Origin of the sequence: Megasphaera stantonii (assembly GCF_025567065.1) — a bacterium.
GTDB lineage: Bacteria > Bacillota > Negativicutes > Veillonellales > Megasphaeraceae > Megasphaera > Megasphaera stantonii.
In genome coordinates, this window is sequence record NZ_JAOQKD010000001.1 from 140806 (window position 1) to 155935 (window position 15130).

Sequence of the window (15130 nt, forward strand, 5' to 3'; positions counted from 1 at the left end):
TCTTACGGAGTTTCCGCTTTTGAATCTAATTTCCACGTATTCTGCAATACGCGGAAATGCAGGTCGTGCCATTTTTTTTCAATATCCTGCATGGTGATTTCTGTAGAATACAGCAAGTTATTGTGTTTTTTTACAGATTGTTCCAGCTGGGCGATTCGCGTCTGCTGGATACGGGCCTGTTCCGTCAGCGTATAAAGGTTGTACTGCAGGACGGCAATCCAGACGAATTGTACGATAACCAACAGCAGAAGGACTGCCGCCGCGCCGGCGAGAAACTTTTCCGTTCCTAACAAATCGTCCCAACGCCGGTGAAGCGACCGTTTCTGTAAGTCGAATTCCGTGGCTGCATCAGTATCGCCGCCTAAGCGGCGGGAAGACAGGGAGACGACACGGCGGATGAATTTTTCCCGTACGGACAAGGAGAACACGACCTTTCGCGCTGCAATGCGCCTGAGTTATAAATTGGAAATGACGCGGGCTTTGTTGCGGACGAAGTCGAGCCACAACTGGGCTGCGTGGGAGAGGTAATGTCCCCGTTTCCAGATGACGTACAATACGTGCATGATTTCCGGCTCTACTAACGGACGGACGACGACTGATTCGGATACGCGCGGATTCGTTTCCTTCGTCGGGCAGAGGCGGCTCGGCAGGAGCGCTACGCCCAGGTTGGCCACGACGGTCTGAATCATGAGGTCGCGCTGGCTCGTTTCAAATACGATTTTCGGCTGGAAGCCGATTTTCTTGCAGTGCTGGATGATTTCGTCGTGCAGGTTGAAGTCGTCGCGATATAATACCAGCGATTCGTTGGCCAGCTTTTTCAGGGGAATGGTCTTTTCCTTGCTCAGGATGTTGTCCCGGTGGATGATGACGTTCATCGGGTCCTGGGTCAGGAAGAACGATTCGAAATCCTTTTCCTTCGGCTGGGTACAGACGATGCCCAGGTCGATGAGGCCTTCCTGCACGCTGATTTCGACCTTTTTCGAGCCGTGCTCGTACAGGTCGAGCTCAATCTGCGGGTATTCCTGCTTAAAGGCCCCTAAGAGATTGGCGAAAATCGGCGCGCCCGTAATAGGCGGCAGGCCGATGAGGACCGTCCCTTGCTCCAGCTTGAATTCGTTTTCAAAGTCGGTCTTCAAATGCTCGAACATGAAGACGACGCGCTTGGCGTGGGAGAGGAATATCGTGCCGGCGTCGGTTAATTCCACGGCCTTGGCGTTGCGCATAAACAAGACGACGCCTAATTCTTCTTCCAGGGCCTTGATCGTACGGCTGATTGCAGATTGGGAAATATGCAGCGTACGGGCCGCTTTGCTGAAGGATTTTTTATCGGCGACTTCTACAAAATATTTGAGATGATGAAAATCCATAATGCCACCTCCCTATAATAATACCTAAACAGTATACGTTTACAAAATGGCACAAACCAATGTTCAAAATCGCATCGCAATCCGGCATAATCCTATTGAATTTCAATTTGCTTAGGCATATAATTAACTCGTAAGGAAAAGTTACAAAGTCGTTCGGATGTGATGGTCAGAAAATACATAAAAAAGGCGTGAGTGTGCAAAACTGTAATACTATCATTATAGTATTACAAATTTGCAATAATATCAATACCTTTTTTGAATATTATCCGTACCTTCCTGTTTTTATTTTTGAAGCGGGACGCGTGTGCCTGCCTTGTGAATAGAATCACAGACTGGAAGCTGTGATGCATGCAACGCAAGGGACGCGCGAGTAAATTCGGAATGTCTTTTAACTTTGTCTGCAATATAGGAAAACCTATATTGAGGTATATATTTTTATAAGGAGCGTGTTTTATCTATGAGCAAATTCAAAACCATGGATGGCAACGAAGCAGCTGCATGGGTGTCCTATGCATTTACTGAAGTTGCCGCAATTTATCCGATCACGCCGTCTTCGCCTATGGCCGAACATGTCGATGATTGGGCTGCAGCAGGCATGAAGAACCTCTTTGGTCATCCGGTCAAAGTTTTCGAAATGCAGTCTGAAGCTGGTGCAGCTGGCGCATTCCACGGTTCTTTGCAGGCAGGCGCTTTGACGACTACATATACGGCATCCCAGGGCTTCTTGCTGATGATCCCGAATATGTACAAAGTTGCCGGCGAACTTCTCCCGGGCGTATTCCACGTTTCCGCTCGTGCGTTGGCTAACCATGCCCTGAGCATTTTCGGCGACCACCAGGACGTTATGTCCGCTCGTGCTTCCGGCTGCTGTCTCTTGGCTGAATCCAACGTACAGGAAGTTATGGACCTCGGCGGCGTAGCTCACTTATCCGCTTTGAAAGGTTCCTTGCCGTTCATCAACTTCTTCGACGGTTTCCGTACGTCTCACGAAATCCAAAAGGTTGAAGTTATGGACTTCGAAAACTTCCGTAACCTCATCGACTGGGACGCTGTAAAAGCTTTCCGCAAACGCGCTTTGAACCCGGATCATCCGGAAATCCGAGGCACTGCAGAAAACCCGGACGTTTACTTCCAGCACACAGAAGCCAGCAACAAATACTACGAAGCTATGCCTGATATCGTAGCTGGCTACATGGATGAAATCTCCAAGATCACGGGCCGCACCTACAAACCGTTCAACTACTACGGCGCTGAAGACGCTGAATATGTCGTAGTTTCCATGGGCTCCCTGTCCGACGTAGCTAAACAGGCTGTCGAATACTTGCAGAGCCAGGGCGAAAAAGTCGGCGCTATCAACGTTCACCTCTATCGTCCGTTCTCCAATAAATACCTCCTCAACGTATTGCCGAAGACGGTTAAGAAGATTGCCGTTATCGACCGTACGAAGGAACCGGGCTCCCTCGGCGAACCCCTGTACCTCGATATCGTCGGCTTCGTAAAAGAAGAAGGCCTCAATATCGACGTTATCGGCGGCCGCGCCGGCTTGGGCTCCAAAGACGTTCTGCCGGAAGACATCTTGTCCGTATTCACGGAACTCAAGAAAGAACATCCGCTCAACGGCTTCACCCTCAGCATCGAAGACGACGTTACGAACCTGTCCCTTCCGCGCGCACCGAAGATGCCGCTTGACACGACGGGCCTTACGGCTTGCAAATTCTGGGGCTTCGGCTCTGACGGCACGGTCGGCGCTAACAAGTCGGCTATCAAGATCATCGGCGACCACACGGATATGTATGCTCAGGCATACTTCGCTTATGACTCCAAGAAATCCGGCGGCGTAACGATTTCTCACCTGCGTTTCGGCACGAAACCTATCGACATGCCGTACCTCATCGACGCAGCTGACTACATCGCTTGCCATCGTCAGTCCTATGTAAAACGCTTCGACCTGCTCCGCGGCATTAAAGACGGCGGCACGTTCATGCTGAACTGCACGTGGACCGACGAAGAACTGGACAAAGAACTGCCGGCTAAGATCAAACGCGACATCGCTAAGAACCACGTTAAATTCTATACGTTGAACGGCGACGCTATCGGCCAGAAACTCGGCCTCGGCACCCGCATCAACATGGTAATGCAGGCTGCGTTCTTCGCATTGGCAAAAGTTATTCCTCTGGAAGACGCTGTTAAATACCTGAAAGACTCCATCGTTAAGAGCTACGGCAAGAAAGGCCAGAATGTCGTTGACATGAACTGGGCTGCTGTTGACGCCGGCGTAAGCGAATTCCATGAAGTCAACTATCCGGCTTCTTGGGCTGACGCTGTCGACGAAGTAGTAGAAGGCCGTCTGGCTCCGGAATACTTCACGAACGTTGCAGCTCCGATGCTCGGCCAGGTTGGCGACGACCTCGCTGTATCGGCATTCATCGGCCGTGAAGACGGCACGATGCCTTCCGGCACGTCCAAGTTTGAAAAAGCAGGCCCGGCTCTCCATGTTCCGTCCTGGGATGCTGAAAAATGTATCGGCTGCATGCAGTGCTCCTTCGTCTGCCCGCACGCTACGATCCGTCCGGTATTGACGACGAAAGAAGAAACGGCTGCTGCTCCGGCTGGCTACAAAGTAGCTGCTAAAGCTAAATCCGGCAAAGAATACGACGTTGCTATCATCGTCGACCAGCTCGACTGCCTCGAATGCGGCAGCTGCGTAAACGTCTGCCCGGTTAAGGCTCTCACCATGGTTCCGAACACGGACGAAGAACGTGCTAAGATGGACTTCTGGTACTATGGCACGGAAAAGGTTGCTCCGAAAGCTAACCCGCAGAATAAATACAGCGTTATCGGCTCCCAGTTCGAAACGCCGCTCCTCGAATTCTCCGGCGCATGCGCAGGCTGCGGTGAAACACCGTATGTCAAACTCGTTACGCAGCTCTTCGGCGACCGCATGATGATCGCCAACGCTACAGGCTGCTCCTCCATTTGGGGTGCATCTGCTCCGGTTGCTCCGTACACGACGAACGCTGCCGGCCATGGTCCTGCATGGGCTAACAGCTTGTTCGAAGACGCTGCTGAATTTGGCCTCGGCATGTTCATGGGCGTTGACAAAGTCCGCATGGACTTAGTTGCTAAACTTGACGAAGCGAAAGCTGTCGCTTCGGAAGAACTCCAGGCTGCTTTGAGCGACTGGGCTGCTAACGTACACGAAGGCGAAGGCTCCCGTGAACGTGCTGACAAGCTGACGGCTCTCCTCGAAGCTGAAGCTGCAGGCAAACCGGTTCTCGAAGACTTCCTCGACAAGAAACAGTTCTTCGTAAAACGTTCTCAGTGGATCATCGGCGGCGACGGCTGGTCCTATGATATCGGTTACGGCGGCGTTGACCACGTCCTCGCTTCCGACAACGACGTAAACGTCCTCGTACTCGATACGGAAGTTTACTCCAACACGGGCGGCCAGTCCTCCAAGGCTACTCCGACAGCTGCTATCGCACAGTTCGCTGCTGCCGGCAAACGCACGAAGAAGAAGGACCTCGGCATGATGGCTATTTCCTACGGCTATGTATACGTAGCTCAGGTAGCTATGGGCGCCGACAAGAACCAGCTCATCAAAGCTCTGAAAGAAGCTGAAGCTTACCATGGCCCGTCCCTCGTCATCTGCTACGCTCCTTGCATCAACCACGGCATCCGCAAGGGCATGAGCAAGAGCCAGACAGAAGAAAAACTCGCTGTCGAATGCGGTTACTGGGATCTGTTCCGCTACAACCCGGCTCTCAAAGAAGAAGGCAAGAATCCGTTCAGCCTCGACTCCAAAGAACCGGATTACAGCAAATTCCAGGAATTCCTCCAGGGCGAAGTTCGTTATGCTTCTCTCCAGAAGGCACTCCCCGAAAAAGCTGCTGAATTGTATGCGAAGACAGAAGCCGACGCTAAGAACCGCCGCGAAACCTATGTACGTTTCCAGAAGGGTTTTGAAGCTTAATCTGCAATGTCTGAACGCTGCATAGCGTACGTATAAAGAAAACTGCTGCACCATATGGTGCGGCAGTTTTTTTTCATGAAAATAACAGTTTTTTTCATCAATGTCTTTATTTTGAGAATATAACGTGGTAGAATAAGGATATGATTATTGATAGTGATTATTTATGAGAATGCGTTGTGATGTCATGAAAAAAAGATGGCGCGTCATTCCGGCAGACGAAGGCTGCGCGCGCTCATTGTCTGAACAACTCCATATATCACCTATACTGGCGCAGCTTCTGGTACATAGAGGTATCACCTCGGCAGAATGTGGGCGCCATTTTCTCTATGATTCGCTGGAACAGAGCTGCGATCCTTTTTTGATGAAAGGGATGGAAAAGGCGGTGCAGCGCATCTGCCGGGCTATAGAAGGGAAAGAGAAGATTATCATTTACGGAGATTATGACGTAGACGGCATTACGGCTACGTCGCTCCTGTATTGGGTCTTGTCGGATTTGGGCGCCGAGCCCTCTTTTTATATACCGGAACGGCAGAGCGAAGGGTACGGCCTCAATAGAGACGCCGTGCAACATTTGAAGGACGAGCATACGAATGTGCTGATTACGGTAGACTGCGGTATTTCCTCCTACGATATTGTCGATTCCTTCCGCGGCGACATGGATATCATCGTGACGGATCACCACGAGCCGCCGGCAGATATACCGCCGGCCTACGCCGTGCTGAATCCCAAGCAGGAAGGCTGCGTTTATCCGTTTAAGGAGCTGGCCGGCGCCGGCGTGGCTTACAAATTGTGTCAAGCCTTGTGGCTCCGTTTGTGCGGCGAGGCCCTGTCTGGGTATACGGAAATCGCCGCCTTAGGGACCATAGCCGATTTAGTTCCTTTAACTGGAGAAAACCGCATCATCGTCCGCGATGGGCTGCAGCGGATGAAAGAGGGATATAATACGGGCCTGCAGGCTCTTCTGGCCGTATCGGGCCTGACACCGGATTCAATCAGCGCCGGCCGCATCGCCTTTACGGCGGCGCCGCGCCTCAACGCTGCCGGCCGCATCAGCCACGCCGAAAAGGGCGTGCGCCTTTTGCTGGAAACCGACGAGGAGAAGGCTGGCCGCATTGCTGAAGAGCTGAACGAGCTGAACAAGGAACGGCAAGATATAGAGCACGACATCGCCAGGCAAGCGGTGCGGCAGATTGAAGCGGAGAAGAGAAGGGATGACGGCGTGCTCGTCGCCTACGGGCAGGACTGGCATGCCGGCGTTATCGGCATTGCGGCGTCGCGGCTGGTAGAAGAGTATTACCGGCCGTCGCTGGTCATCAGCGTTCACGACGGCGTCGGCAAGGGCTCGTGCCGGAGTATTGCCGGCTTTAATATGTACGAAGCCCTGCAGTATGCCGACGACTTGCTGATTCAATACGGCGGCCATCCCATGGCGGCTGGATTTTCCATACAGGCCGACCGCATCGAGGACTTCCGCCAGCGCTTGATAGACTATGCGGCGGCCCACATGAAGGAAGAAGACTATATTCCGCAGCTGGCCGTGGACGGCGAGCTCCGGCCCGACGATATCACCCTGTCTCTGGTCGGCGAGCTGAGCCAGCTGGAGCCCTACGGCATGGGCAACAGCCGTCCCGTTTTTTCCCTGCAAGGCTGCACGGTCGACGAAGCCCGGCCTATCGGCAGGGATAAAAAACACCTGCGCCTGGTCCTGCGCAGCGGCAAGCATACGCGAATATCCGGCGTAGGGTGGTCTATGGCGGAGGCCTGCGACGAAATCATGGAAGGCGACTGCATCGACGTGGCTTTTCAGCTGGAGCGCAACGAGTTCAACGGCGTGGCATCGCCGCAGCTCGTCGTGCAGGATCTGCGCGGTCCCGATATTCCTGTCCATTTAGACCGGACAGTCATGATAGATATATATTTGGCCTTGAAAAAATGCATTCCTGAATGGGGGATGCCCGTATGGCAGGTGCAGCAGCGCGCCTTGGCGGCTGAAGGCGACCGGTATGAAGCTCATGCCATTTATGCGGCGATCCTCGTGCTGAAGGAAATAGGCGTTTTAAAAATACGAAGCGACGTAGACGGCCCGTCTTATTACTTTCCCGTCCTCTCCGGGAAAATGTGCCTGCATATGTCGCCGACATATCAGAAATACAGTAAGACCTAAGGGGGAATTTGTATGGAACATAAAGATGCAGCAACGGCCTTTACCGAGCCGGATAAAGCGTTTCAACATTTAATCGATACGATTCACAGCTATCTTCCCGACGCCGGCTGCGACGACGTAAAGAAGGCCTATGCCTTAGCTTCCGAAGCCCATAAGGAACAGCACCGGGCCAGCGGCGAGCCCTATATCCTCCATCCGCTGGCTGTGGCCCAGATTTTGGCGGATATGAAAATCGACACGCGGACTATTACGGCGTCTCTTCTGCACGATGTCGTCGAAGATACGGACTATACGCTGGACGATTTGAAAAATCTCTTCGGCAAGGAAGTAGCCTTCCTCGTCGACGGCGTTACGAAATTGAGCCGTCTCAATTACCGGACCAAGGAAGACCAGCAGCTCAACAGCATGCGCAAGATGTTCCTGGCCATGGCCAAGGACGTGCGGGTCGTCGTCATCAAGCTGGCCGACCGCCTGCACAACATGCGGACCCTGCGGTACATGCGCAGCGACAAGCAGAAGCGCATCGCCCAGGAAACGCTGGAAATCTTCGCGCCTTTGGCCCATCGCCTCGGTATTTTCAATATCAAGTGGGAATTGGAAGACTTGTCCTTCCGCTATTTGGAGCCCGATAAATACTACGACCTGGTAGACCAGATGAAGCAAAAGCGGCACGTCCGCGAAGAAATCATCAACGAAGCGATCGACGTACTGCGCAAAGCTCTGGAGGACGCCCATATCCAGTGCGAGATTAACGGCCGGCCGAAGCATTTTTACAGCATTTATAAAAAAATGAAAAAAGATAACCGCGATCTCAGCCAGGTATACGACTTGTTCGCTATCCGGGTCATCGTCGATTCCGTTCAGGACTGCTACGGCGTTTTGGGGATCGTCCACAGCTTGTGGAAGCCCCTGCCGTACCGCTTCAAGGACTACATTGCCATGCCGAAGCCGAACAACTACCAGTCCCTGCATACGACGGTCATCGGCACGAGAGGGCAGCCCGTAGAAATCCAGATTCGGACCTGGGAAATGCATCACATCGCCGAGTACGGCGTCGCGGCTCACTGGCGGTATAAGGAAGGCAACGCCAACGCCGGCAAGAACGAATTCGACGAAAAGATGGGCTGGCTCCGCAACCTCCTCGAATGGCAGGATACGAGCAATCCCCAGGAATTCGTCAACGCCCTCAAGCTCGACGCCTTTTCCGACGAAGTATTCGTCTTCACGCCGCGGGGCGACGTCATCGACCTGCCCCAGGGGGCTATTCCCATCGACTTTGCCTACCGCATCCATACGGACGTAGGCCATCGCTGCGTCGGCGCTAAGGTAAACGGCAAGATCGTGCCGCTGGATTACGCGCTGAAAAACGGCGATATCGTAGAAATCATCACGTCTAAGGTCGGGAAGCCCAGCCTGGACTGGCTGAAAATTGTCGGCAGCTCCGAAAGCCGCTCGAAAATCCGCAACTGGTTCAAGAAGGAAAATAGAGAAGACAATATCCTGAAAGGCGCTGAAGCGCTGGAACGGGAATGCAAGCGCTTAGGCCACGACTGGAAGGCCATCAATACGGCGGGCCGCCTGGCCCGGGTTGCCAAGCAGATGAACGCCGGTTCGGAAGACGACCTCGTCGCCGCCGTAGGCTACGGCGGATTCGCCGTCAATACGGTCCTCATCAAGCTGCTGGAGCTGCACAAGAAGGAACTGCAGAAGCAGGAAGAAAAGAGCAGCCTGGCCATGATAGAAAAGCTCAAGCCGAAAAAGCCCGTCAAATCCAACGGCACAGGTGTGCTGGTCAAGGGCGAGCCGGGCCTTCTCGTACGGCTGGCCAAGTGCTGCAGCCCCGTGCCGGGCGATCCGATCATCGGCTTTATCACGCGGGGCCGCGGCGTTTCGGTCCATCGTGCCGACTGTCCCAATATCAGCAACAACCAGAACGACATCGACCGCCTCATCGACGTGGAATGGGAATACGGCAGCAACGAAAACTTTGAAGTCAGCATGGAAATCGTCGCCTACGACCGCACGGGCATCATGGCGGAAATCATGGCGGCCCTGGCGGAAATGAAGATTTCCGTCCTGTCTGTCAACGCGAAGGTCAACGACACGAAGAGCGTTACGATTCATATGAGCATCAGCATCAAGGATTTGGCTCAGTTTGAATTCGTCACGACGAAAATCCGGCGCTTGAAGGACGTATACCTCGTACAGCGCTATACAGGAGGACAGCAATGAGAGCAGTAGTGCAGAGAACGCTGACGTCGTCCGTGACGTCGGAAGGCGTGGAAACGGGCCGCGCAGGCCTGGGCCTGACGGTCCTGCTGGGCGTGGCCCAGGATGACAACGAAAAGGACGCGCTGTACATGGCGGAAAAGATCGCCAACCTGCGTATTTTTGAAGACGACAAGGGAAAGATGAACCGATCCCTCGTCGATATCGGCGGCGACATGCTCGTCGTGTCGCAATTCACCCTGTGCGGCGACGCCCGCCATGGCCGCCGGCCCAGCTTTACCGAAGCGGCGCCGCCGGAATTGGCCGAAGCGCTGTATGAGAAGTTCGTCTCCGCCGTGAGCGCCATGGGCATCCGCACGGCTACGGGCCGGTTCCGGACGGAAATGGTCGTTTCGCTGGAAAATCACGGCCCGGTTACGATCCTCGTAGACAGCAAAAAATTATTTTAGGAGGACACTTATATGAGCATGAAATATATGACAATGATGTTGGGGCCCGTTATGACGAACTGCTACATCGTATACGACAGCGAGACGAAAGACGCGATGGTCGTCGATCCGGCCTGGGATTACGATAAGATTAACCAGGCCCTGGAAGATCACCAGCTCCATTTAAAATTTATATTCCAGACCCACGGCCATGCTGACCACATCGGGGCTCTGCAGGAGCTGCGGAACCGTAAAAACGTCCCTGTATACATCGGCGAAGGCGATAAGGATTTAATCAGCAATTCCAGAAACAACCTGTCCCTGTTCATGGGCCATCCCATCGAATGCGCGTCGCCCGATTACATCGCTCATGAAGGCGATACGATTACCTTGGGCAATCTGTCCTTTACGGTCATTGAAACGCCGGGCCATACGCCGGGCGGCCTGTGCCTGTACGGCGAGGGCGTCGTCTTTTCCGGCGACACCTTGTTCCGCTACTCCGTAGGCCGTACGGATTTATACGGCGGCTCGTCCCGCACGCTCATCAGCAGCATCAACAATAAGCTCATGAGCCTGCCTGACGATACGGTCGTCCTGCCGGGACACGGGCCGGAATCGACTATAGGGGAAGAACGGCGGGGAAACCCCTTCCTATACGGAGGCTGGTAAGCCATGTCTATGTACAAGGAATCCCAGTTCTGGCTGCGCGTCACCCTGACGGCTCTCGCCGGCGCGCTGTTCCTGCTGGTCCATTCCATCTACTGGCCCGTCGTCATATCGCTGATCCTGACGTTTATCCTGATGCCGATGCGGAATCTGTTTATGCGCCTGTGCTACAAGCTGACGAATCGGCGTCTGCCCGCGGACATAGCCATACTTCTTTCGTTTTTTACGTTTATCCTGGTCATGACTGGCCTGACGAACGTCATACTCAAGCCGCTGCTGTATCAGCTGAATTTATTGGCGGCCAACTTCAATAACCTGGTGGCCCAGACGGCGGCGCTGGTCAACCAGCTGGAAAATGAACAGACGCAGTTTTACATTCCCGAGCAGATCAAGGTCATCATCAACGACGCCTTCGTCAAGGTCGGCAATTACGGCGTAGAAGGCGTGACCAACCTCATCCGCTCCGTCTTCGTCATAGCCGGCACGGTCGTGGAATTTTTCGTCGTCCCCTTCATTACGTTTTACTTCATGAAGGACGGCGGCCGCATGGTACGGTCCTTTGTCAATATTTACCCGGAGCACTACCGTCCTCAGCTGGCGGTGGTGTTTGATGAAATACACACGGTGCTGAGCCGCTACATACGCGGACAGCTGCTCATGAGCTGCATTATCGCCACGCTGACCTTTCTCGGCATGTGGGCTATGGGCGTTCCCTATCCCATGGTCATCGGCTTGATTGCGGCTATTACAGAGTGGGTTCCTATCGTCGGACCTATCGTGGGAGCCATACCGGCTATCCTGCTGGGAGCGACTGTCGACCTGACCTTGTCGGTCAAGGTCCTCGTATTTTACGTCATCATTCAGCAGATAGACAGCCACCTCATCATGCCGCAGGTCATGGGGGCAGTTATCAGCCTCCATCCCGTCGTCATCGTCATCGCGCTGCTCATCGGCGGCACGCTGTTCGGCGTGGCCGGCATGATACTGACTGTACCCGTAACGGCGGTCCTGCAGATTTTGTGCAAGCATTTGTGGTTTTACAATACGTATAAAGAAAAGGCGATGAATACATATGGAAACTAACAACACCAGTAAAGAAGAAATCATGAATATCATGATGAAGCGCATGAAAGACAAGATAAAAGATAAGAAATGCAAGATGACGTCGCAGCGGCAGGTCATCCTGCGGGCCTTCGTCGAAAGCGATATCCGCCACATGAATGCCGAAGAGGTCTTTGAAATCGTAAAGAAGATGTCTCCGGACATCGGCCTGGCTACGGTATATCGGACGCTCGATTTGTTCACGGAAATGGACCTTCTGAAAAAGCTCGATTTCGACGACGGCTGCAGCCGCTACGAATTGAACGACCGAGACAACGAAGGCCATTTCCATCATCACCTGATCTGCATGGGCTGCGGCAAGGTGTGGGAATGCCAGGACGACCTGCTGGAGACGCTGGAGTCTATTTTGCAGAAGCGCCTCCATTTCCATACGGTAGATCATCAGCTCAAGGTATACGGCTATTGTGAAGACTGTGAAAAGAAACGGGAGGCTGAACAAGGCGAACATGAATAATACGCCGGACTTTCAGACCTACAGCTACAGCGGCCCCGAACGATATCACTCCCTCGTCGGCCAGGTCATGGCCTCCCTGGGCTATGTCGGCGGCCGCGAATGCCGCACTATAGGCGCAGCGGTCGTCCTGGAAGAACGGGACGGCCGTCTCCGTTTGTCCTGCGCCTTCGGCGGTGACGGCGCCTGGCGGTCGGAAACCTGGCTGTGCCAGCCGGGAGAGGAGAGGACCCATATCAAGGACTGCCTCCTCCATTGGCACGAACAGTTCAGCGGCAAGCCCAAGAGCCCGTGGGGAACGCTCATCGGCGTGCGACCTACCAAATTAGTTCATCGCCTGTTTGACGAAGGGATGGATGCGGAAGCAGCCCGGCGCCATCTGTGCAGCCGGTATGAGGTGGCGGAAGACACGGCGAAGTTTCTCGTCCAGATGGCGGCAGTGCAGCGGCCCTATGTGACGGGCGGCAAGAAGGATTTTTCCGTATATGTCGGCATTCCCTACTGTCCCAGCCATTGCGTGTACTGTTCCTTTCCTTCGCGTCTTATCGGAGAAGAGAACGATGGTGCACTTCAGGATTTTGCCGACGCCATCGTCGCCGATATAGAAGATATGGGCCGTTTGTGCCGGCAGTACGGCCTGCGCATCCGCTCGGCTTACGTAGGCGGCGGCACGCCGACGTGCCTGCCCTTGCCGATACTGCGGCGGCTGATGACGGCTATGAGCTCCGTCTTTGCCGGTGTGGAAGAGTGGACTGTCGAAGCGGGGCGGCCCGATACGGCATCGGAAGACGTATTGGCCTTGCTGCGCCGCAGCGGCGTGACACGTATCAGCGTCAATCCCCAGACGATGCAGCAGCGCCTTCTCGACGCCATCGGACGGCGGCATACGACGGAAGATATATACGACATGTACGAGCGATGCAGACAAATGGCCTTTCCCGTCGTCAATATGGACTTTATCGCCGGCCTTCCCGGCCAAACCGTAGAGGATATGCGGGAAAATATGGAAATTGTTTGCCAACTGCACCCAGAAAATGTTACAATTCATACGTTAGCATTAAAAAAACGGGCGCCTTTATTTCATCACCCCCTGCGGGAGGACATCCCTTCTGCCGAGGAAGTGGGCGCTATGCTGGACGTGTGCCGGCAAACGCTGCAGGAAGGCGGCTACGGGCCGTATTATATGTATCGGCAGACCTATATGGCCGCCAGCTTTGCCAACGTCGGCTACGCCTTGCCGGGAGCGATCAGCCCCTACAACATCGAAATGATGGAAGAACGGGGAACCGTCCTGGCCGCCGGGCCGGGGGGAGCGACGAAATTTGTCCGCAGCGACGGCCACAGTCTGGAAAAGCTGTACATGCCTAAGGACATAGACAGATATATAGAGGCTCTGCCGGAAAACATGAGGCAGCGCCGCCGTTTGTGTGCTATCATATATGGAGGAGAGGATTTGTAATGGCAATTACCGCACCCAGAGGTACGCAGGATTTCTTGCCGGAACAAACGGCAGATTGGCAGATTTTAGAGCAGAAAATCCGTCAGATCTGTTCGCTTTACGGGTTCGGCGAAATTCGTACCCCTTTGTTTGAAAGTACCGAATTGTTTTTGCGCGGCATCGGCGAAACGACCGACGTCGTTACGAAAGAAATGTACACCTTCAATGACCGCGGCGGCCGCAGCATGACTTTGCGCCCTGAAAATACGGCGTCCGTCGTCCGCGCGTATTTGGAGCATAAATTATACGGCGACCCGAAGGTTCATAAGTTCTATTACATGGGGCCCATGTTCCGTCACGACCGTCCCCAGGCTGGACGGTACCGCCAGTTTAATCAGTTCGGCGTTGAAGAAATCGGCTCGAAGGACCCGGCCGTCGATGCGGAAATCATCGCGATGGCCTTTCAGCTGTTCCGCGAATTGGGACTGAACGATTTAGTCCTTCATCTCAATTCCGTCGGCTGCCCGAAATGCCGTCCCATTTACCGGCAGAAGCTCCTCGATTTCTTCGCCGACAAAAAAGATCAGCTCTGCGACGACTGCAAGGCCCGTCTGGAAAAGAATCCCCTGCGCGTCCTCGACTGCAAGGAAGAAGGCTGCAAGCAGGCCGCTGTCGGCGTTCCCGAATTGACGGACAACCTTTGCGACGACTGCAAGGAACACTTTGCCAAGGTTCAGGAATACCTGACGAAGATCGGCATTCCTTACGAATTGGATCCGCGCCTTGTCCGCGGCTTGGATTACTATACGAATACGGCTTTTGAAATCATGTACGCCCCCTTAGGGGCCCAGAGTACGGTCTGCGGCGGCGGCCGCTACGACGGCCTCATAGAAGAAGTGGGCGGTCCGGCGACGCCGGGTATCGGCTTTGCCATCGGCATGGAACGGCTGCTCCTGACTTTGAAGGAACAAGGCCTGCTGCCGCCGGTAGAAAAGAAGCAGCCCGTATTCATCGTAGCCCTCGGCGACGCGGCTAAGACGGAAGCCTTCAGCCTCCAGCAGCAGCTTCGTGCCAAGGGCATGTATGCCGAAATCGACACGATGGGCCGCAGCATGAAGGGGCAGATGAAATCGGCGAACCGCCTGGAAGCCGATTATACAGTCATTATCGGCGAAGAAGAGCTGGCCGCCGGTCAGGCTCAGGTCCGCGATATGGCTACGAAAGAGCAAGTCAGCGTTCCGATCGACGGAATTGTTGCATATATGGAAACACATAAGAAGGGATGATTCATT

At 54.1% G+C, this 15130-nt stretch carries 11 protein-coding genes; 9 read left to right on the top strand and 2 right to left on the bottom strand.

The window, feature by feature from the left end; genetic code table 11:
• Window positions 1-2: 2 nt before the first annotated feature.
• Complete coding sequence (locus OCV58_RS00635; RefSeq protein WP_107195695.1) at window positions 3-419, bottom strand: hypothetical protein; 417 nt, start codon at window positions 417-419, stop codon at window positions 3-5.
• Window positions 420-455: 36 nt separating this feature from the next.
• On the bottom strand, window positions 456-1367 hold the full coding sequence (locus OCV58_RS00640; protein ID WP_014016983.1) for a LysR family transcriptional regulator: 912 nt from the start codon (window positions 1365-1367) through the stop codon (window positions 456-458).
• Window positions 1368-1824: 457 nt separating this feature from the next.
• Between OCV58_RS00640 and nifJ the strand changes: the two genes are divergently transcribed.
• The 9 genes from nifJ to hisS all read left to right on the top strand — a co-directional run bounded on the left by nifJ (window position 1825) and on the right by hisS (window position 15124).
• The gene (gene nifJ, locus OCV58_RS00645; protein WP_154876593.1) at window positions 1825-5340 is read left to right on the top strand and encodes a pyruvate:ferredoxin (flavodoxin) oxidoreductase; all 3516 of its coding nucleotides are present in this window, start codon (window positions 1825-1827) and stop codon (window positions 5338-5340) included.
• Between the two features lie 184 nt (window positions 5341-5524).
• Window positions 5525-7504, top strand: a complete 1980-nt coding sequence (gene recJ / locus OCV58_RS00650; protein ID WP_154876594.1) for a single-stranded-DNA-specific exonuclease RecJ — start codon at window positions 5525-5527, stop codon at window positions 7502-7504.
• Between the two features lie 12 nt (window positions 7505-7516).
• The gene (locus OCV58_RS00655) at window positions 7517-9736 is read left to right on the top strand and encodes a RelA/SpoT family protein (protein WP_107195693.1); all 2220 of its coding nucleotides are present in this window, start codon (window positions 7517-7519) and stop codon (window positions 9734-9736) included.
• Window positions 9733-10182, top strand: a complete 450-nt coding sequence (gene dtd / locus OCV58_RS00660; protein WP_107195692.1) for a D-aminoacyl-tRNA deacylase — start codon at window positions 9733-9735, stop codon at window positions 10180-10182. The genes OCV58_RS00655 and dtd overlap by 4 nt, the downstream gene beginning before the upstream one ends.
• A gap of 12 nt (window positions 10183-10194) precedes the next feature.
• A complete protein-coding gene (locus OCV58_RS00665) occupies window positions 10195-10830 on the top strand; it encodes an MBL fold metallo-hydrolase (RefSeq protein WP_154876595.1) in 636 nt (211 codons plus the stop codon).
• 3 nt (window positions 10831-10833) lie between these two features.
• Window positions 10834-11910, top strand: coding sequence for an AI-2E family transporter (locus OCV58_RS00670; protein WP_087478090.1), 1077 nt, complete (start codon window positions 10834-10836; stop codon window positions 11908-11910).
• Window positions 11900-12403, top strand: a complete 504-nt coding sequence (locus tag OCV58_RS00675; RefSeq protein WP_394802383.1) for a Fur family transcriptional regulator — start codon at window positions 11900-11902, stop codon at window positions 12401-12403. Before OCV58_RS00670 ends, OCV58_RS00675 begins: the two co-directional genes overlap by 11 nt.
• Window positions 12396-13859, top strand: a complete 1464-nt coding sequence (gene hemZ / locus OCV58_RS00680) for a coproporphyrinogen dehydrogenase HemZ (protein ID WP_154876596.1) — start codon at window positions 12396-12398, stop codon at window positions 13857-13859. The genes OCV58_RS00675 and hemZ overlap by 8 nt, the downstream gene beginning before the upstream one ends.
• Window positions 13859-15124, top strand: coding sequence for a histidine--tRNA ligase (hisS, locus tag OCV58_RS00685; RefSeq protein ID WP_154876597.1), 1266 nt, complete (start codon window positions 13859-13861; stop codon window positions 15122-15124). Before hemZ ends, hisS begins: the two co-directional genes overlap by 1 nt.
• Window positions 15125-15130 lie beyond the last annotated feature (6 nt).